The sequence below is a fragment of the Gordonia rhizosphera NBRC 16068 genome, from assembly GCF_000298195.1.
Classification (GTDB): domain Bacteria; phylum Actinomycetota; class Actinomycetes; order Mycobacteriales; family Mycobacteriaceae; genus Gordonia; species Gordonia rhizosphera.
This window is the reverse complement of record NZ_BAHC01000211.1, coordinates 1-19,609: the sequence shown is the minus strand read 5'-3', so window position 1 is coordinate 19,609 and position 19,609 is coordinate 1. Positions and strand designations below refer to the sequence as shown.

Sequence of the window (19,609 nt, the reverse complement as noted above, 5' to 3'; positions counted from 1 at the left end):
CTGTCGTAATGTAGATGAACTCCGGCTGTGGTGATCTCGGGCATCGCCTGCTCCCCGTCGGTGCGTCTCCAAGGAGTTGATCATTCTCGTGACCGCCCCGGCAGGCAACCCCGAGAGCTTCGTCGTCTCGGCGTGTGCACGGGAGCCCCTCAGTAGCTCGCCCGCCCGCCGCTGATGTCGTAGACGGCTCCCGTCGAGAAGCTCACCGAGTTCGAACACAACCACGCGACGAGCTCGGCCACCTCCTCGGGCTCGCCCATTCGTTGCATCGGCGTCAACCGTTGAGAGCGTTCGAGGACTGCCGAGTCGGTCGTCGCGTTCATCGGCGTCGTTACTGCTGCAGGAGCGACGGCATTCACGAGTACGCCGGTGGTCGCGATCTCCTTGCCCAGTGACTTGGTCATCGCGATCACCGCTGCCTTCGACGCCGAATAGGCGCTCTGGTTCGGGTTGCCATCCTTGGCGGCGATGCTCGCCATGTTCACGACACGGCCCCAGCCCGCGCGGATCATCGCCGGAACGAACGCCCGACACATGAGGAAGGTGCCGTCGACGTTGATGCGGAACGTGCGGTGCCAGTCGTCGAGAGAGGTCTCGGCCAGCGGCGACGACGGGCCGACCACGCCGGCGCAGTTGACGAGGATGTCGATGCGGCCCAAGCGATCTCGGAGTCCTTCGACAGCCTGGGGGTCAGATACATCGAGGTGTTCGTCCCCGCCGTTGATGTCGGCGGTGACAACCATGACCCCGGCGGACGCGAGGGTCTTTGCGCATGCGGCGCCGATGCCGCTGGCTCCACCGGTGATCAGTGCGGTGGCGTGCGAGGGATAGGTCATTGTGGGCTTCCTCCCTGGGCATTCAGAGCGCAACAAACAGTAACTATGTGCATTTGGATCGCAATCTCTGATACTTTGTGTCCGTTCGAGACTGTATTCGGTCGACCCGCGCATTGGCGAGGGGAGACCGCCGGCATTCGGGAGTCGCCGTGGAGATCCGCTGGCTTCAGGCCTTCGTCGCCGTTGCCGAGGAACTGCACTTCGGTCGCGCCGCCGAGCGTCTGCACATGGCCCAGTCGCCGCTGAGTCAGACGATCCGGAAACTCGAAAAGGACGTCGGGGTGCCGCTGTTCGAGCGCAACACCCGCAGTGTCGCGCTCACTGCGGCCGGGCACGCGCTCCTCCCGCACGCCTATCGGGTGCTCGACGGTGTGAGCACGGCACGCCACGCCATCCGTGCATCCGAAGGCGGTGTGTACGGCCATCTCCGCATCGGATTCACCGGGGTGCTCAACCACCTGGCGCTGCCGCCGCTGACCCGAGCGCTGCGGCAACGCTTCCCCGATATCGAGCTCACCCTCGTCGGGCGCACGATGACCGGCGATGCGGTCACCCAAATCGAGAACGGCGCGATGGACCTGTCCTTCGTCGGGCTCCCCGTGGACACCTCGCGCGTCAACGCCCGGCTCATCCGCCGGGAACCCTACGGGGTCGTGGTGCCCGAGGATCACCCCTTTGCCGGCCGGGCCCGCATTGACCTCGCCGAGATGGCCGACCAGGACTTCATCTCGACGCCCGCCGACGCCGGGTCGGCGCTGCAGGAGGTGGCGTTCCAGGCCTGTCTCGACGCGGGCTTCCGACCCCGCGTGGTCCAGGAGATCACCGACCCGTACATGATCCTGATGCTGGTCGCGGCGGGTGTCGGGGTGGCGCTCATGCCGGAGACCATCGCCGGACTCACCCCGCCCGGAACGGTGGTCGTGCACCTGAGCGGGGACCCGGTCTTCATGAATCACGCGATCGCCTGGGGTCGCGGGGAGCCGAGCGCGGCGCTCGGGGTGGCCCTCGAGGTGGCTGAAGAGATACTGCCGACCCCGGTATAGATAAAGATCAATCTGGTCTTTATCTGAGACCAATTACGTGTTGGACCTTTCTTAGTCGGCCGTGTCACGCTTGGTCTTGTCGGAAAACGGTGTGATGCCGGTCACTATCAGTCACGTCATTGGGCGCCGTCATACCACCACGCGCCGGCGGTGAGCGAAAGGAACCACATGTCCACGTCAGTCACGAAAGCCGAGGAGGGCTCGAGCGCGAACGCGCGCCGTGCCGCCATCTCCGGCTTCGTCGGGAGCACCCTCGAGTACTACGACTTCTTCATCTACGGTTCGGCGGCCGCCCTGGTCTTCCCGAAGGTCTTCTTCGCGGGCGGCAGCACCGCGACCCTGCTCTCGATCGCCACGCTCGGCGTGGCCTACATCGCGCGCCCTCTCGGCGCGGTGCTGTGGGGCCACATCGGTGACCGCTACGGCCGCAAGAACACCCTCATCGCCTGCCTGATGACCATGGGTCTGTCCACCGTTCTCGTCGGATGTCTTCCCACCTACGCGATGATCGGTGCGGCCGCGCCGGTCATCCTCGTGATCCTGCGGCTGTTGCAGGGGCTGTCGGCCGGCGGCGAATCGCCGGGATCGTCGGCCCTGACCCTCGAACACGCTCCGGAACGCCGCAGGGCCTTCTTCACCTCATTCACCATGAGCGGCATCATGTTCGGCATCGTGATCTCCAGCTGTGTCTTCGTTCCCGTAGCCGCGCTCCCGGATTCGGCGCTGTACAGCTGGGGATGGCGGGTTCCGTTCCTGTTGTCGATCGTCGTGATGGGCATCGGCCTCTGGTTGCGTCGTCGCCTCGAGGAGCCGACGGTCTTCGAGGAGATCATGGAACACGAGGAGACCGCGGGTGTGCCGTTGGTGGCGGTGCTCCGGTCGCATTGGCGCACCGTGATCCGCGTGAGCTTCAGTGCCACCTTCGCGATGATCAACACCATCGTCAACGTTTTCGCCCTCGCCTACGCCGTCGACGTGGCCGGGATGCACAAGGCGACGATGCTGTGGGCGATCGCGGCCGCGAACTTCGTCGCGGTGCTGACCCAGCCGCTCTACGGGATGTTGGCCGATCGGATCGGTCGTAAGCCGGTGTTCGTGTTCGGTGTGCTGGGTGCGGGTGGGCTCGTGTTCGTGTTCTTCCACGCCATCGGCACCGGAAACGTCATGTGGGTGTTCATCGCCGGCATCCTGACGATCGGTATCTTCTACGCGATGCCCAACGGTATCTATCCGGCCTACTTCCCCGAGCAGTTCCCCGCGAAGGTGCGCTACACGGGCCTGGCGGTCAGCCTGATGCTCGGACTCCTGGCGGCGGGCTTCACCCCGGCGATCGCGCAATCGCTCACCTCGGGTAACACCTCGAACTGGGTTCCGGTTGCCTGGATGTGCCTCGGGTTCGCGGTGCTGTCCGCAGTCGCCGTGCTGACCGGCCCGGAGACCTACCGCACCCGAACCGTGGATCTGGGCAAGCGGCGGGGCAAGCGAGCCGCCAGTCCGGTGCCCTCGGTCGGTCTCGTCGAACACGCCGCCTGATCAGGAGCCACCGTGAGTACCACAGGTCACCCCCTTCGGATCGGATTGATCGGCGCCAACATCGGCACCTCTCTGTCGCCGGCGCTGCACATGCGCGAGGCGGATGAGCACGGTCTCGTCGGCTACCGCTACGAGCTGATCGAACTCGCCGAGGACGCCGATCCGGGTGCGGCCATGCTGGCCGCGGTCGCCGACGGATTCGACGGATTCAACATCACCCATCCGTTCAAGCAGTCGGTGATGACGGTGCTCGACGAACTCAGCGACGAGGCCCGGGCGCTCGGCGCGGTCAACACGGTCATCGTCGTCGACGGAAAGCTGTTCGGCCACAACACCGATCACACCGGGTTCGGCACGGCGCTGGCTCTGGGTCTCCCTGGAGCGGCAAAGGGCCGGGTGACCCTCGTCGGGGCGGGCGGCGCCGGATCGGCCGTCGCCTTCGCGCTGGCGCACGCCGGCGTCGCGCACCTGACGATCGCCGACGTCCTCGTGGACCGTGCCGCCGACCTGGTGTCCCGGGTCTCGGCCGCGGTCCCGGCGGACATCCGGGCGATCGGACTCGACCAGGTGGCGCCGACGATCGAGGCCGCCGACGGCATCGTCAACGCGACACCGATCGGCATGGTCGGTCACCCGGGGCTGCCGATCCCGACGGGGCGCCTGCGCCCGTCGCAATGGGTGGCCGACATCATCTATCGACCCATCGAGACCGAATTGATTTGGACGGCCCGCAGATCCGGATGCCGGGTGCTCGACGGCGGGCAGATGCTGGTGGCCCAGGCGGCCGCGTCTTTCGATCTGTTCACCTGCCGGCATGCCGACGTCGCCCGCATGCGGGGACACCTCGACCACCTGATCGACCGACTCCCTGCAGCCTGAGAGGAATGACCATGACGGCCCTGCGATCCTTCGCCGAGCCTCTTGCCATCGGAAACGTCGTGTTACGCAACCGTTTCGTCTCCGCGCCGATGGAACGAAACTACTGCGACGCCGACGGTGTGCTGACCGACCGTTACATCGACTACCTGGAACGACGCGCCGCCGGCGGCGCCGCCCTCGTCTTCACCGAGGCGAGCTATGTGCGCGCCGACGGCAAGGGCCGAATCCGGCAGATGGGTGTCGACGACGACGCGCAGATCCCGAAACTCACCGAGCTGTCCGGGGTAGTCCACCGGCATGGCGCGCTGCTCGGGGTGGAACTCAACCACGGCGGCCGCACCGCGCAGGGTGTGGTCAGCGGTTTCACCCCCGTGGCCCCCACGCCCATCCCGTGCGCGGTGGTCGGCGGGCAGATGCCCACGCAACTCGACGACGACGACATCGAGCACATCATCGAGTGCTTCGGCGACGCCGCGGCACGGTGTGTGGAGGCCGGCGTCGACGTCATCTCCCTGCACGGCGGGCACGGCTACCTCATCCACCAATTCCTCTCGCCCGCGTACAACAAGCGCACCGACCGGTGGGCCGACCCGACCCGGTTCGTCAACGCCGTCATCGACGCCGTAGCGACCCGGACGCCCGGAATCGCTCTGGGCCTGCGATTCTCGGCCTTCGAAGGCATCGAGGGCGGCCTCGACGCGGCGACCACCCGGGCACGGATCGACGCCATCGACACCGACCGCCTCGACTTCCTCGACGTCTCCGCCGGCAACTACGAAGCCGGACAATGGATCATCCAGCCCGGCGAATGGGATCGCGGGTTGCTCGCGCCTTACGCCGAGCAGTACGCCCGCGACTTCGCCATCCCGGTCGGCGTGGCGGGGCGGATCAGCACACCCGAGATCGCCGACGAGATCATCGGTTCCGGCCGGGCCGATTTCGTCAGCCTGGCCCGAACACTGCATGCCGACCCCGACTTCCCGTCCCGGGCGCTGGCCGGGCGACGCTACCGGCCCTGCATCGCCTGCAACTACTGCATCGACAGCCTGGCGGCCGGTCCGGTCCCGTGCTCGGTCAACCCGTGGGTGGGACGCGAGGCCGAACAGGACGAGTCCTCGTCGGACGAGGAGATCCGGGTCGCCGTGATCGGTGGCGGCCCCGCCGGGATGGCCACGGCGCGAGAACTCGCCGCAGCCGGGCATTCGGTAGACCTCTACGAACGACGCAGCTACCTCGGCGGCGACTTCGCCCTCGCCGCCGGACTCCACGAATATCCCGAATACCATCGCATCCTGGACTGGTATCGGGCGGAACTCGACGACCTGAGCGTGCGGACCCACCTCGGGATCGAGGTCGGCGCCGACACGCTGCGCGGACGCGGACACGACGCGGTCGTGCTCGCCACCGGCGGGCGCGGTCCCTCGGTCGACCTGCCCGGCGCGCAGACCCGCCGGGTCTGCGACATCCGCGATCTCCTCGCGTCGGAGGATGACGCCCCGGAGGCGATCACCATTTTCGGCGCCGACCGCGAGGCCGCGGCCGTCGCAGACGATCTGCTGCTCAAGGGAACCCGGGTCGTGATGATCGCGCCGCAGGAGCAGATCGCCCAGGACGTCGGACGACGCGCGAAGATCGTCATGTTGCCTCGCCTGGCGGCCAGTCCGGGACTGACCGCTTATCTGTCGGCGATCATCACCCGGGTCGACACCGACCGGGTGGAGATCCGTGATGCCGACGGCACCCGCTGGGTCGACGCCCCGGGCGAATTGGTGATCTCGCACGGCATCGAACCGCAGACCGAACTGCTCACCGCGCTGCGCTCGGTGGCGCCGCGCCTCGGCGTGCACACCGTCGGCGACGCCGGGGGTGACGGCGGTTCATTGCAGGCCGCCACGGTCACCGCGACCCTCGTCGCCCGCACCATCACCGACGCCGCCGCGGCCTCCGTCGCGGTCGGCGCGTGAGCACTCCACCACATTCCATCAGCGCATATCCAGAGGAGGGGAACCCCATGCTGCGCATCGGTATCGTCGGCTGCGGCAAGATCGCCCGCAATCACGTCGCGGCACTGCAGGCGCTCGACGACGTGACGGTCGTCGCATGCTGCGACACCGACCCGGACCGGGCCCGGGCATTCGCCGACACCCACGGCATCGAACACGCCGCCACCTCGACCGCCGAGATGTTCGCCCTCGGCCTCGATGCCTGCACGGTGTGCACACCGCATCCCACGCACGAGGCGGTCGTGCTGGAGGCCGCCGCCCACGGTATCCACGTCCTGTGCGAGAAGCCGATCGCGGTCGATCCGACGGCAGCGGATCGGATGATCGCCGCGACCGAGCGCGCCGGCGTCACCTTCGGGGTGATGTTCCAGCGCCGATTCTGGCCCGCCGCGCAACGCATTCGGACGGCGATCGACGACGGGAGCGTGGGCCGGCCGGTCCTCGGTGAGGCGGCGGTCATCCTGCACCGGCCGACCGACTACTACGCCGCCGACGCGTGGCGGGGGAGCTGGCGCACCGACGGCGGTGGCGTGCTGATGACGCAGGCGATCCACCAGATCGATCTGCTGCAGTGGTTCATGGGTACTCCGGTGTCGGTCACCGGATTCATCCGCACCAACTTTCACGGTGACCACATCGAGACCGAGGATTCCGCGTCGGCGCTGGTGGCCTTCGAATCCGGAGCCACCGCGACGATCACCGCCACCACCGGCGCCAACCACAATCTCGGCAACCGAGTCACCGTCATCGGGGAGACCGGAGCGGTCGCCAGTGTCCTCGAATTCCCTGAGGGCGCCGAGGGAGTCAACGAACTGTGGACCGCGCCCGGTGAGCTCACGCTCGGCACACCGTTCACGCCGGAAGCACCTGCCCGACCCGACATCGCCGACATCAACGCGGGTCTCGTCGACTTCCACACCCGTCAGGTCCAGGATTTCGCCGACGCGATCCGCACCGGCCGGGAACCCGCGGTCACCGGCCGCGACGCCCGCACCTCGCTCGCCATCGTCGCGGCGATCTACGAATCGTCGCGCACCGGCGACACCATCGCCATCGACGCCTCATCCGTGACCCTCCAAGGAGCTGTGCTGTGAATCCCTCATCGACCGAAACCTTCGCCTACGACGTCGTCGTGATCGGTTCGGGTGCCGGCGGACTGTCGACCGCGGTCAGCGCCGCCCGCGAGGGCGCCTCGGTCCTCGTCGTCGAGAAGGCCGAGGTCTGTGGCGGCGCCACCGCCTGGTCCGGCGGTTGGATGTGGACGCCGCGCACCATGTTCGCCCACGCCGACGGTGTCCGCGAGGACCGCGATGAGCCCCGGCGCTATCTGCGGCATCGGCTGGGCGCGAACTTCGACGCCGCCAAGGTCGACGCTTTGCTGGACGGCGCGCCGCAGATGGTCGAGTTCTTCGAAAACACCACGTCGCTGCAGTTCGTGCCGGGTGCGGCCATCGCCGACATCCACGGCGACACCCCGGGCGCCGGAACCGGACATCGCTCGGTGGCACCGAAACCGGTCAGCCTGCGCACGCTCGGTCCCGACGTCGCGCGGCTACTGCGGCGCCAACTCTACGAGACGTCCTTTCTCGGCATGGGCATCATGGCCGGCCCGGATCTGCAGGCCTTCCTGCACAGCACACGCTCCGCACGAGCCTTCTCCCACTGCACCGTCCGGGTCACCAAACACATGGTCGACCTCGTCACCAAGCGCCGCGGTCAGCAGCTGGTGAACGGCACGGCACTGGTCGGCCGTCTCTTGCGGTCGGCGCTCGACGAAGGCGTGAAGATCGAGACATCCACGGCGGCAACAGCTCTCATCACCGACGACGACGGCCGGGTGAGCGGTGTGCGGTTGCAGGGGCCGAACAACGCGTACACCGTTCGCGCCCGCGCCGGCGTGGTGCTCGCCACCGGAGGCTTCACCCACGATCTGGACCGTCGTCGGGAACTCTTCCCGAGGCACCCGGGCGAGAACGAACACTGGACCCTCACCCCGCCGAGCACGACAGGGGACGGCATCACGCTCGGCGAGTCCGTCGGCGGGCGACTCGACCGGACCCTCGCCTCGCCGGTCGCGTACTGTCCGGTGTCGCTTGTGCGCTACCGCAACGGCAAGACCGGGGTGTTCCCGCACATCCTGGACCGCGGAAAGCCCGGTGTCATCGGCGTTCTCGCCGACGGTCGCCGCTTCGTCAACGAGGCCCTCGGCTACCACGACTACACCCTCGCCATGGTCGACAAGGTCCCCGACGGTCACGACGTGTGCTCGTGGCTGATCGCCGACGCGCGATACCTTCGCCACCTGCCGCTTGGCATGGCCAAGCCGTTCCCGATCCCCACCTGGCCCTACCTGAGGTCCGGTTATCTGACGCGGGGACGGACGCTGCATGAACTGGCCGAGCGGATCGGGGTCGATCCCGACGGCCTGGAGAAGACCGTGGCCGCCTTCAACGAGGGCGCCCGGGTCGGCGTCGACAACGAATACGGTCGGGGCACAACACCGTTCACCCGGGGGTCCGGCGATCCGGACAATCCGTGGCCCAACCCGTCGCTGGCTCCGCTGGAACGGGGACCGTTCTACGCGGTCAAGGTGGTGCCGGGCAGCTTCGGCACCTTCGCCGGCCTGGTCACCGACGCACACTCCCGGGTCCTCGACGAACAGGACCGGCCGATCGGCGGGCTGTCGGCGGTCGGCGTCGACCAGGCCAGCGTGATGGGCGGCCACTACCCGTCCGGCGGCATCAACCTGGGGCCGGCGATGACCTTCGGCTACCTGACCGGCCGGCGACTCGGAGAAGAGGCGAAGCAGCTGTGAGCAGCACATCATTGGGTCTCGCGGCCCTGACCGTCCTGGACACCCCGCCGATCGAGCAGGTCGGCCTTGCCGAACGCCACGGTTTCGACACCATCGGCATCCGGCTACTGCCCGCCGCGCCGGGCACGACCGCGTACCCGCTGCACCGCGATCGGGCCGCGCTCACCGACCTCCGCCGGCGTCTCGACGACTCGTCGGTGGACCTGTTCGACATCGAGATCATCCGCCTCGGTGCCGATTTCGATGTTGCCGCGTACGAATCGGTGCTCGCGGCCGGCGCCGAACTCGGCGCCCGGGCCGTGCTCGTCGGCGGCGACGACACCGACCGCGCCCGCCTGACCGAGTCCTACGCCCACCTCGCCGGTGCCTGCGCCGATCACGGGCTCGTCGCCAGCCTCGAGTTCATGCCCTGGACCGCTGTGCCCGACGCCCGCGCCGCGGTGGAAATCGTGTCGCAGGCCGACGGCCCGGCGCGCAGCGTCCTCGTCGACGCCCTGCACGTCGACCGCTCGGCGACGACCCTCGACGATCTCGCCGCGATCCCGATGGAGTGGCTGCATTACGCCCAGCTGTGTGACGGCCGCATACCGCGACCCACCGATCCGTCCGAGATGATCCGGCAGGCTCGCGAGGAACGGCTCCCGGCGGGGGAGGGCGGCATCGACCTGCGCGACATCGTGGCGGTGCTTCCGCCCGGACTGCCGATCAGTGTCGAACTGCCGAACGAACCGCGTCGTCGTGCTGTCGGCACCGGCCCGTGGCTCGATCATCTCGTCGCCACAGCCCGGGCGGTTCTCGGCGCGCCGGTCACCCTTTGATCACGACGTCCCGGTCGCTGTCGGCGTGCCGGCGCCGGCCGCCGATGCCGCTCCGATCCGACTGCCCGGGAGGTACGCGTAGTCCCCCAATTCTGACCACGACGGTTTTCGGATACCCTTGCGGTCGGCCTGTGGTCACACTTGGGGAGGAATGAGATGTCGACAACTGTCGATTCTGCGACGTCGGGGCATACGAAGAACGTGTCGGGCGCGGATCTGCTGCGCGGACTGCGTGGGCTGGGGAAGGACTGGCGCATCCTGGCCGGGGTGGTGCCGAAGATGATCCCGCGGCCCCTGACCCGCAAGGAGTCGATCGGCAAGACCTTCCAGGACGCGGTCGCCAAGTACCCGGACCGGCCGTTCCTACGGTTCCACGGCGAGTCCATGACCTACCGCGAGTGCAACGCCGAGGTCAACCGGACCGCCGCCTACCTTGCCGCTCGGGGCATCGGGCGCGGCGATGTCGTCGCGGTCCTGTCCAAGAACCATCCCGACGTCCTGATCTGCATGCTGGCCGCGGTCAAACTCGGTGCCATCGCCGGGATGATCAACTACAACCAGCGCGGTTCGGTGCTCGAACACAGCCTAGGCCTGATCGACGCGAAGATCCTGCTGCTGCAGCCCGGGCAGGAGGAGGCCCTCGATTCGGTTCCGGTGGCTGCCCGGCCGGCGACGGTGATCGACTTCGATGAGCTCGAGAAATCGCGGGCCGACCTCAGCCCGGACAACCCCGCCGCAACCGACGACGTCGAGGCCGGTGACACCGCGTACTACATCTTCACCTCCGGTACCACCGGATATCCCAAGGCCAGCAAGATGAGCCATCACCGCTGGCACGTGGCGATGCACGGCATCGGCGGGATGGGAGTTCGGCTCCGTTCCGACGACACCATGTACGCGGCATTGCCCTTCTACCACAACAACGCGCTGACCATCGCCGTGGCGTCGGCAATGCGGGCCGGTGCCTGCGTGGCGATCGGGGAGCAGTTCTCCGCCTCGGGATTCTGGGACGAGATCATCGAGAACGATGCCACCGCGTTCTGCTACATCGGCGAGCTGTGCCGCTACCTGCTGGCCCAGCCGGAGAAGCAGACCGACAAGGCACACTCGGTCAAGGTGATGGTCGGCAACAGACTGCGTCCGGAGATCTGGGACGAGTTCACCGACCGGTTCGGGATCAAGCGCGTCTCGGAACTCTATGCGGCCAGCGAGGGCAACGTCGGTTTCGTCAACCTCCTCAGCATCCCCAAGTCGGCGGGCTTCACCCCGCTGAAGTACATCCTCGTCGAGTACGACGAGGACACCGGCGAACCGAAGCGCGGCGCGGACGGCCGTGTCATCCCGGTGCCCAAACACGGCACGGGCCTGCTGCTCGGCCAGATCAACAAGCGCGCCCACTTCGACGGCTACACCGATCCGAAGGCATCGGAGAAGAAGATCGTCACCGACGCGCTCAAGCCGGGCGACCGGTGGTTCAACTCCGGCGACGTGGTGCGCGATCAGGGGTTCGGGCACATCGCCTTCGTCGACCGCATCGGTGACACCTTCCGCTGGAAGGGCGAGAACGTGGCGACCACCGAGGTCGAGGCGGCTCTCGACGCCAACCCCTCCATCGCCCAGTCGGTGGTGTTCGGGGTCGCGGTGCCCGGCGCGGACGGCAAGGCCGGGATGGCCGCGGTCGTGTTGGCCGACGGCGCCGAGTTCGATCCCGACGCCATCGCGGCGCACGTGCGGGACACATTGCCCAAGTACGCCGTGCCGTTGTTCATCCGGGTCGTCGATCAGCTCGAGCACACCTCGACGTTCAAGAGCGTCCGGGTGGGTCTGCGCAATCAGGGCTACACCGACACCGGCGACGATCCGCTGTACGTGCTGCGGGGCAAGCCGGGGACCTACGCGGAGTTCCGCCCGGAATACCTCGACGACGTGGTCGCCTCGGCGGGCGCCAAGGTTACGTCGTAGCCGACGAATCGGCCGACGAACTGCAGTGCGGCGCGCTGCCACAACCCGATGTGGTCGAGCATCGCATGGTCACCGTCGTGAACGGGGATGAACGCGGCGTCGACACCGCGGGCGACGAGTTCACCGATGCCCTTCTCGGTCCGGTGCGGGTAGGTCCGCTCGTCGGCGGTGCCGTGGATGGCGACGACACATACACCGTCGTGGATGTGACGCCAGTCGGCGTACTGCCACCACGGCGCCAGGGCGAGTAGACCGACGACGCGGGGGTCGGCGGCCAGCCGGGCGCCGGCACGTCCACCCATCGAATGTCCGATGACCACGATCGGCACGCCCGGGTGGGCCCGGCCGAGTTCGTCGAGCTGGGCCCTCGCATACGGCATCGGGCTCGCCTGGCCGCCGTTCCAGCCGTAGACGCGGTAGCGGGCCTGTCGAACCACGACCGAGCGGCCGAACCGCAACCGGATCGACCACGTGAACGGATACATCCGTAGCGCCGAGCCCTGCCAGGGCCGGAACGGGCGGTAGCTGCGGTCCGTACCGCCGGGCAGCACGAGGACGAGGACCTCGGGCGGCCCGTCGGGCTGCGATGCGATTCGCACGGGCAACCTCCTCCGTGAACTCGGTCCGATGGTCGCCACCATAGTGTTCTTCCGCCACCACTGCGAAGATCCCCCCTCTGCAGTCGACGGACGAACACGGGACCGGGGGAAGAACACTTGTCCCCGCCTCGGATCGGTGTCGCAGTGGCAGAATTGCGCGCATGGCACACGCACGCGCCGGAACGCCCGCGCTTCCCGAGGATCTGATCGATGTTGCCGCTGTGGAACGGGCCTACTACGAGAAGGAACCCGACCCCGACAATCCGCTGCAGCAGGTGCTGTTCGGCACCTCAGGGCACCGCGGGTCCAGCCTCGACGCGGCGTTCAACGAGGCGCACATCCTCGCCACCACCCAGGCCATCGTCGAATACCGTGCCTCCGCGGGCATCACCGGCCCGCTGTTCATCGGTTTCGACACACATGCGCTGTCGATCCCGGCGTGGCGCAGTGCGCTCGAGGTCCTCGTGGCCAACGAGGTCACGGTGAACATCGCCGAGAACGAGAAGTTCACCCCCACCCCGGCCGTCAGCTTCGCCATCCTGCGGTTCAACCGCGACAACCCCGGCGTGCAGGCCGATGGCATCGTCGTGACCCCATCGCACAATCCGCCACGCGATGGGGGATTCAAGTACAACCCGCCCAACGGCGGTCCGGCCGACACCACCATCACCTCGGTGGTCGCGCGCCGCGCCAACGAACTGTTGGCGAACAAACTCGACGGGGTCAAGCGTGTCCCGTTCGAGCGGGCCCGCTACAGCGACCTCGTACACGAGTACCCCTTCACCGCCACCTACGTCGACCACCTCCACGAGGTCATCGACATGGCCGCGATCCGTGACTCCGAGATCAGCATCGGCGCCGACCCGCTCGGCGGCGCATCGGTGGGGTACTGGGCCGAGATCGGATTCCGGTACAGCCTCCCGCACCTGACCGTGGTCAACCCGACCGTCGACCCGACGTTCCGGTTCATGACGCTCGACACCGACGGCAAGATCCGGATGGACTGCTCATCACCCAACGCCATGGCCTCGCTGATCGCCGCCCGCGACAGCTACGACATCGCCACCGGTAACGACGCCGACGCCGACCGCCATGGGATCGTCACCCCCGACGGTGGCCTGATGAACCCGAACCACTACCTCGCGGTGGTGATTGACTATCTCTTCACCCACCGCCCCGGGTGGGGTGCTGACGCCGCGGTCGGCAAGACCCTGGTGAGTTCGTCGCTCATCGACCGCGTCGTCGCCGGCATCGGCCGCAAGCTGGTGGAGGTCCCGGTCGGCTTCAAATGGTTCGTCGACGGACTCCTCAACGGCACCATCGCCTTCGGCGGCGAGGAGAGCGCGGGCGCATCGTTCCTGACGTTCGACGGTTCGCCGTGGTCGACGGACAAGGACGGCATCATCCTGTGCCTCCTCGCCTCGGAGATCCTCGCCAAGACCGGCAAGACGCCGTCGCAGCGTTACCGCGAACTCGCCGAGCGGTACGGCGAGAGCTCGTATGCGCGGATCGACGCGCCCGCGTCACGTGCGCAGAAGGCGGTGCTGGCCAAGCTGTCCCCGGATCAGATCACCGCCACCGAACTGGCCGGGGAGAAGATCAGCGCGGTGATGACCGAGGCACCCGGCAACGGTGCCGCCATCGGCGGGCTGAAGGTCACCACCGACAACGCGTGGTTCGCCGCGCGGCCGTCGGGCACCGAGGACGTGTACAAGATCTACGCCGAATCGTTCAACGGCCCCGACCATCTCAAGCAGGTGCAGGTCGAGGCCCAGCAGGTCGTCGACGCCGCGCTCGGTTCCTGATCACGCCGGCTGGTCGGTCGGGTCCTCCCACCGCCATAGCTTTGGTGGCCGCGCGCCCGACGTCGGGGCATCTCCGGTCTGCGTGAGACCGGAGATGCGCGCGAGGTCGCGGTTGAGATTGGCGCGGTGCGGCGGATGCCCACTCAGCTGCCGGGTGATGGCCACCGCGTCGGTGGCGGTGAACTCCGGGCCGGTCAGTGCCCGAGTGAACTCGACGTCGCGCCAGAGTCGGTCGCTCAGGACGTCGCGCGCCTCGGCGACGATGACCGAATGGTCGAAGGCCAGGGGCCCGACGGCGTCGACGGGTTCCCACAGCGCCTCGGGGGTGTGCAGCGCGGGTGCGTCGGGAAACGCGGCCCACATCGCGATCGCCAGCGACGGCCCACGCGGGTCACGGCTGGGTTCGTCGAAGGTGCGGACCTGCCCGAGCGCCGGGGGCGTTGCGGTGATGCCGAGCTTGCCCAGGGCCCGTTGCGCTGCGTCGCGGAGCCGTTCACCACTGTGCACCACCACGCCCGGCAACGCCCGTTGCCCGAGGAAGGGCTCGGTCGTGCGGTCGTGGGTGCCGAGGAACACCTGCCGCCGTCCGGCGTCGTAGTGCAGCGCGACGACGTCGACACTGACCACGCTCAGCAGATCGTCGGGCACGTGAAGGTCCTGTCTGCCCGGTGCGGGCCGTCGGCGGTGATCACGACCGGGGCGCCGGTCGCCTGCTCGACCAAGGTTGCCACCGCGTCGGGTGTTTCCGGTAGCGGGGAATAGTCGGGCCGGGCCACCGCGGCCCGGGTGGTCAGCACGCTCAGCGCATCGATATCCCCCTCGACGACCGGGCGCAGGGGCGCGTCGTCGCGATCCCAGGAGTGGGCGACCCAGAGTCCCGCGGTGCCGAGGGCATCCAGGTGCGACACCGCCACGCCGTCGAGTCCGCCACTGACCGCGGCGGCGTATCGCAGGGCCGCCAGATCAAGATGCCCTGTCCGCCAGGCCCCCTGGTAGCGCCCCTCGCGGTTGTGGACGTCGGGCAGTTCCAGAAGGTCATCCTCGGTGGGCATCGGACCGATGCCGTGCCGGGTCGCGTAGCAGCGGGTGAGTCCCAGGGTGAATGGGTCGTGCCCGACCGCACGCAGCCATGCCGCGAGATGGCGCGGCACCACGGTCGACCAGGTGGTGTGCGGGTGGAAGCCATTCCACTCGTCGAGCAGGACGCCCTGGCTGCCCTCGTACAGCACGGTGCCGCTGGCCATCGTCTCGACCAGGTGGGCGTCGACGTCGTCGACGATCCGCAGTGCATCGCCGATCTCGGCGAGCGTGTCGGCCAGCTCGGTCACCCCGGGATGGGCGGTGTCGGGATGTGCGGCGGCGTCGAGCAGCGGAGCGGCGTAGCGGGCCAACGCGTCGAGCGACCGGATCATCGCCGCCCGGTCGGTGAGGTCGGCCAACCTCGGCGCGGGTATGTCCCCGACGTCGGTGTGCACGCAGAAGTTGCCGACCCGGGTGCCGGCCCGTGCCTGCGCGGCGACGGCCAGCGCGTAGGCCCGTGTCTCACCGATACCCTCACCGGTCGAGCCGTGACGAGCGTTGCCGCGCAGTAGCTCTCGTGCTCGATTCAACGCCGCGTGGATCGGTGTGGTGACCAGGCACGCGGCGTCCGCGGTGATCAGACCGAACGGGTCGGCCACCCCCGCCGCGGAGAGTTGGTCGGCCTCGATCGCCAGGTGCAGTGGGTTGACCATCATCGGGGCGCGCAGGACGGTGCGCACGTCGAGAAACGACGCCGACCCGAACTGGCGGAAGGTGTGGTGCCGACCGCCGTGGCACACGTTGTGCGCCGCCTGCGCGCCCCCGGACCACCGGACGACGGCGACCGTGTCCGGGATCCGAGAGGCGAGGAAGTCCACCGTCGCCCCTTTTGCCTCGTCGCCGTAGCCGAGGCCGACGACGATCATCGGTGCGCCGGAGCCGATGCGCGTTGTCCTCATGGTCACAGATCCGCCGGCAGCCGGCCCGAGCCCGACACCAGGTCACCGGCACCGGAATCGAAGCGGGCCAACGCCTTGCCGACGGCGACGTGCGATGTCGATCCCGCTGCCCGCAGGTCGGTGATTCCCTCGGCGACCGTGACGGTGTCCTCGGTGACGCCGATCGTCAACGCGATCAGATCGGCCACCCCGTCGGGGTCTTCCAGCTTGACGAAGCGCTCACCGACGAGCGCGCGCCAGTGGTCCTCGATCTCCGGATCGTCGTAGTAGCTGGTCAGGTTCGGCAGGACATAGAACACGTGCCACCGGCGGGCCAGCAGTCGGTAGACCTCGGCGATGTCGAGGTCGCCGCGGTCGTCCTCGCCGAGGAATCGGGTGAGGGACTGGCCGGACAGGACGGGCTTGTTCATCTCGTCGCCGATGAAGAACACATAGCCCTTCTTGCCGCGCTTGTCCCACGCGTCGGTCTGCGCCCGGGTCGCCAGGAAGTAGGCAGCCAGCGCGTATCCCTCGCGCTTGTCGCCACCACCGCCACCTTCGAGATAGATGTCACGCAGTTGGTCGTCGATGCGGTTGTCCGATTCGAACTGCCCGATCTGGATCGGCACCGCGTCGAACTGATCGTCGCCGACCGCGCCCACCATGATCTGCGGGTCGTCGACGTACCCTCCGCGGGTCAGCAGCCCCAACAGATCGCCCAAACGCCGTTGCACGGTGACCGGTACCCGGCCCATCGACCCGGTCACGTCGAAGAACACGGCGATGGGTGTCGACGCCGGGTGATCGGCGCCGTCGCGAGCCTCTCGGACGGTGACGCCGTAGACGTCGAGCGCGTCGGCGGCACGGCGCTGATTGCGCGGCAGCCGCCGCATCGCGGCCGAGTGGCCGAAGTCGTCGATCCCGGCTGCGCGGCGAGCGGCCGCCGCCGCCTGGTAGGTGCTGGTGTCCCAATATCCTCTGCCCATGGAGGGCCTCCTTCTTCGGTGGGTGGAAACGCTGTGCCGGCGGGTCAGCCGGCTGAGATGGCCGGCAGCGTGAACGGCCGAAACCTGCGCGGGCCGTAGAGATGCCGCAACAGCAGGTCGTACTCGGCGAGTGCGCGGCGCGGGTCGAGTTGTGCTGCACCACATGCGAACCGCCGTTGCCGGGATTCGTCGGCCGCGAGCATCTCGTCGAACAGGGTCGCGATCGCGGCGCCGTCGTCGGTGGCCGCCTGGTGCTCCGACCTCGGTGGTGTGACCCATCCGGTGAGCACCACGCCGTGCCGACGCGGGTGGATGAGCACGGTGTCGAGCGTGAGACCGCTGTGCACGCACTTTGCCGCGTCGAGCGTCATCATGATGCGGCGGGCCATCCACGCCCAGTCGCGGCCGTCCAACCCGGCCGGGTAGGCGGTGCGGACCTCACGAAGCGAGTGCAGGCCGTCGGGAAGTCGGTAGGCCAGCCAGCGGTGTCCGGACGTCACGGCCTCGTCGACGATCTCCGGGACGAAGGCACCCAGCCCGTGGCGGGCGAGTCGGGTCCGGGCTTCGGCCAGTACCGCGACCCGGGCGGTGGCACCCCCACGACGGGTGATCTCCACCCGGACCAGGGGATCGTCTGTGCGGTAGCACGACGTCGCGTCGGTGGTCCACAGCCTGGCCCGCAGCACATGTGTCGCGGTGGGGCCGACCAGATGCGGTACCTGCATCCAGGCGTCGTAGAGGGCGTTGAGGGTGGCCGTGGCCTGCTCGGCCCGCGCGGGGTCCACGCCGAGCGCGGCTGCGCGGTCCGGGTGGACGGCGGCCACGAGGCGGCGGTGTCGGACCCGCGCGGTGTGCAGACCCGCGGTGTCGTCGGTGCGGTCCCCGAAGAGATCGGACGGGTCGTGTGCGCCCTCGATGAGTGCCAGTGCGGCGAGTGCCGATTCGCGGTCCATGTAAATTACTCTAACTGAGTAATTTAAACCCCCCAAGCCCGACCTGTCGTCGACCGGTGGGGCGGTGCGGCCGACGACGCCCCGACATTAGAGTCGTATCCGTGAGTGACCGGCGTAAGTCAGCGACCCCGAAGGCCAGTCCCGGCTATCAACCCCACGCATCGTCGAGCACGTCGACCTACGTCCTCGTCGGCGTGGGTGTCGTCGTCATCCTGGCGCTGGTCCTCGGTGGCATCCTGTGGAACAGCAGCCGGGACCCGGAACGCGCCGACGAAGCGGTGTTGAGCGAGAACGCGGCGCTCATCATCGGGACACCGTCGGCGCCACTCACCATCGACGTGTTCGAGGACTTCCTGTGCCCGTACTGCCGTACCTTCGAACAGCAGTCCGCGCCGGCGATCGCCACCGCGATCGGCAACGACAGCCTGCGAGTGCGCTACCACCTGCTGACCTTCCTGAACCGGCAGTCCTCCTCCGGGAACTACTCGTCGCGGGCCGCGGGCGCGGCCCAGTGTGTCGGCGAGGCGGAGAACAAGGATGTCTTCCTGAGGTTCCACGCGGCGCTCTTCGAGGATCAGCCCGAAGAGGGCGGGTCGTCGGACCACAGCAACGCCGATCTCGCCCGGATCGCCGGCGAGCAGGGCGCGTCGGCAACCACCCAGAAGTGCATCGCGGACGGGGCCCGAATCGAACAGGCCGACGCGGCCGCGAAGCAGTCACAGACCCAGCTGTCGAAGGCGACGGGTGGCCAGGCGGCCACGCCGACGGTGCTGTCGGGTGGTGAGCCGGTCGACGGGATCATGGACGGCACGGCGTGGCTCGACCAGTTGTTGGCCACCACGGACTGATCCCGACCAGCGGATTTGGTTCGACTCCCGCGGTGGTGTAGGTTTCCCTTTGCCCTTGAAACAGGGTGAACAACAGAAGACGGGGCTATGGCGCAGCTGGTAGCGCACCACACTGGCAGTGTGGGGGTCAGGGGTTCGAGTCCCCTTAGCTCCACCGACGAGGGACCCCCTCCGACCTGCGTCGGAGGGGGTCCCTCTGTCCTGGGCGATCTCGCCGCCGGGCGAAGTGTCCTAATTCTCTGCTACCGCTGGGAGCCGTACACCTACGGCGTCGGACCCGCCGCGAGTACGTCCGGGGACACGACGACGATGCGCGACGGGAATTCGAACCGGTTGCGCGCCGACGCCTCGGTGCCAGCGCCTTCACCCTTCAGGGCCACCGCGTGGGCCGCCCGCGGAACCGCGTGAGCATCGACGGTCCTGGTCAGCCGGATCGGCCGAGTCATTAACGCGACAAGGCTGGTCGACACCACTGCCGGGTTGAGGTGAGATGTGAGCGGTCACCGCCGGTCAGCTCAGGGCGGGCGGATCGTACTTCGGTTCGTACAGGGTGATGTCGCCCGCACCAGGC

At 68.3% G+C, this 19,609-nt stretch carries 17 protein-coding genes and 1 tRNA gene; 11 read left to right on the top strand and 7 right to left on the bottom strand.

Annotation, left to right across the window (positions count from 1 at the left end):
* Positions 1-149: 149 nt before the first annotated feature.
* Positions 150-836: an SDR family NAD(P)-dependent oxidoreductase gene (locus GORHZ_RS25460; protein WP_006338204.1), complete on the bottom strand. Its 687-nt coding sequence runs from the start codon at positions 834-836 to the stop codon at positions 150-152.
* Positions 837-985: 149 nt separating this feature from the next.
* Here GORHZ_RS25460 and GORHZ_RS25455 point away from each other — a divergent pair, with 149 nt between their 5' ends.
* The 8 genes from GORHZ_RS25455 (at position 986) to GORHZ_RS25420 (ending at position 11,889) form a co-directional block, all read left to right on the top strand.
* A complete protein-coding gene (locus tag GORHZ_RS25455) occupies positions 986-1,879 on the top strand; it encodes a LysR family transcriptional regulator (RefSeq protein WP_006338203.1) in 894 nt (297 codons plus the stop codon).
* 168 nt (positions 1,880-2,047) lie between these two features.
* Positions 2,048-3,412, top strand: a complete 1,365-nt coding sequence (locus tag GORHZ_RS25450; protein ID WP_006338202.1) for an MFS transporter — start codon at positions 2,048-2,050, stop codon at positions 3,410-3,412.
* A gap of 12 nt (positions 3,413-3,424) precedes the next feature.
* On the top strand, positions 3,425-4,291 hold the full coding sequence (locus tag GORHZ_RS25445) for a shikimate dehydrogenase (protein WP_006338201.1): 867 nt from the start codon (positions 3,425-3,427) through the stop codon (positions 4,289-4,291).
* A gap of 11 nt (positions 4,292-4,302) precedes the next feature.
* A complete protein-coding gene (locus tag GORHZ_RS25440) occupies positions 4,303-6,255 on the top strand; it encodes an FAD-dependent oxidoreductase (RefSeq protein ID WP_006338200.1) in 1,953 nt (650 codons plus the stop codon).
* Positions 6,256-6,302: 47 nt separating this feature from the next.
* Positions 6,303-7,388 carry a Gfo/Idh/MocA family protein gene (locus GORHZ_RS25435; protein WP_006338199.1) on the top strand — a complete coding sequence of 362 codons (1,086 nt, stop codon included), beginning with the start codon at positions 6,303-6,305 and terminating at the stop codon, positions 7,386-7,388.
* Entirely contained in the window at positions 7,385-9,109 is a 1,725-nt protein-coding gene (locus tag GORHZ_RS25430) for an FAD-dependent oxidoreductase (protein ID WP_006338198.1), read from the top strand. Before GORHZ_RS25435 ends, GORHZ_RS25430 begins: the two co-directional genes overlap by 4 nt.
* Positions 9,106-9,927, top strand: a complete 822-nt coding sequence (locus GORHZ_RS25425; protein ID WP_040533474.1) for a sugar phosphate isomerase/epimerase family protein — start codon at positions 9,106-9,108, stop codon at positions 9,925-9,927. The genes GORHZ_RS25430 and GORHZ_RS25425 overlap by 4 nt, the downstream gene beginning before the upstream one ends.
* 156 nt (positions 9,928-10,083) lie before the next feature.
* The gene (locus GORHZ_RS25420; protein WP_040533472.1) at positions 10,084-11,889 is read left to right on the top strand and encodes a long-chain-acyl-CoA synthetase; all 1,806 of its coding nucleotides are present in this window, start codon (positions 10,084-10,086) and stop codon (positions 11,887-11,889) included.
* Here GORHZ_RS25420 and GORHZ_RS25415 read toward each other — a convergent pair.
* Entirely contained in the window at positions 11,820-12,488 is a 669-nt protein-coding gene (locus GORHZ_RS25415; protein ID WP_006338195.1) for an alpha/beta hydrolase, read from the bottom strand. The two genes, GORHZ_RS25420 and GORHZ_RS25415, sit on opposite strands and share 70 nt — an antisense overlap.
* 161 nt (positions 12,489-12,649) lie before the next feature.
* Between GORHZ_RS25415 and pgm the strand changes: the two genes are divergently transcribed.
* Positions 12,650-14,293, top strand: coding sequence for a phosphoglucomutase (alpha-D-glucose-1,6-bisphosphate-dependent) (pgm, locus tag GORHZ_RS25410; RefSeq protein WP_006338194.1), 1,644 nt, complete (start codon positions 12,650-12,652; stop codon positions 14,291-14,293).
* On the opposite strand, the gene GORHZ_RS25405 is transcribed toward pgm, so the two are convergent.
* From GORHZ_RS25405 to GORHZ_RS25390, 4 genes are read right to left on the bottom strand one after another with little or no spacing between them, the layout of a single operon-like run.
* On the bottom strand, positions 14,294-14,941 hold the full coding sequence (locus GORHZ_RS25405) for an NUDIX hydrolase (RefSeq protein WP_006338193.1): 648 nt from the start codon (positions 14,939-14,941) through the stop codon (positions 14,294-14,296). It abuts the gene before it with no gap.
* On the bottom strand, positions 14,923-16,272 hold the full coding sequence (locus GORHZ_RS25400; protein ID WP_051999076.1) for an adenylosuccinate synthetase: 1,350 nt from the start codon (positions 16,270-16,272) through the stop codon (positions 14,923-14,925). The genes GORHZ_RS25405 and GORHZ_RS25400 overlap by 19 nt, the downstream gene beginning before the upstream one ends.
* A gap of 2 nt (positions 16,273-16,274) precedes the next feature.
* Entirely contained in the window at positions 16,275-17,237 is a 963-nt protein-coding gene (locus GORHZ_RS25395; protein WP_006338191.1) for a hypothetical protein, read from the bottom strand.
* A gap of 44 nt (positions 17,238-17,281) precedes the next feature.
* Positions 17,282-18,190 (bottom strand): hypothetical protein, encoded by a 909-nt coding sequence (locus GORHZ_RS25390; protein ID WP_006338190.1) that lies wholly within the window; start codon positions 18,188-18,190, stop codon positions 17,282-17,284.
* A gap of 101 nt (positions 18,191-18,291) precedes the next feature.
* Here GORHZ_RS25390 and GORHZ_RS25385 point away from each other — a divergent pair, with 101 nt between their 5' ends.
* Positions 18,292-19,038 carry a DsbA family protein gene (locus GORHZ_RS25385; RefSeq protein WP_006338189.1) on the top strand — a complete coding sequence of 249 codons (747 nt, stop codon included), beginning with the start codon at positions 18,292-18,294 and terminating at the stop codon, positions 19,036-19,038.
* Between the two features lie 81 nt (positions 19,039-19,119).
* Positions 19,120-19,192, top strand: a tRNA-Ala gene (locus GORHZ_RS25380).
* 109 nt (positions 19,193-19,301) lie between these two features.
* On the opposite strand, the gene GORHZ_RS25375 is transcribed toward GORHZ_RS25380, so the two are convergent.
* On the bottom strand, positions 19,302-19,484 hold the full coding sequence (locus GORHZ_RS25375; protein WP_040533468.1) for a hypothetical protein: 183 nt from the start codon (positions 19,482-19,484) through the stop codon (positions 19,302-19,304).
* Positions 19,485-19,609: the final 125 nt, after the last annotated feature.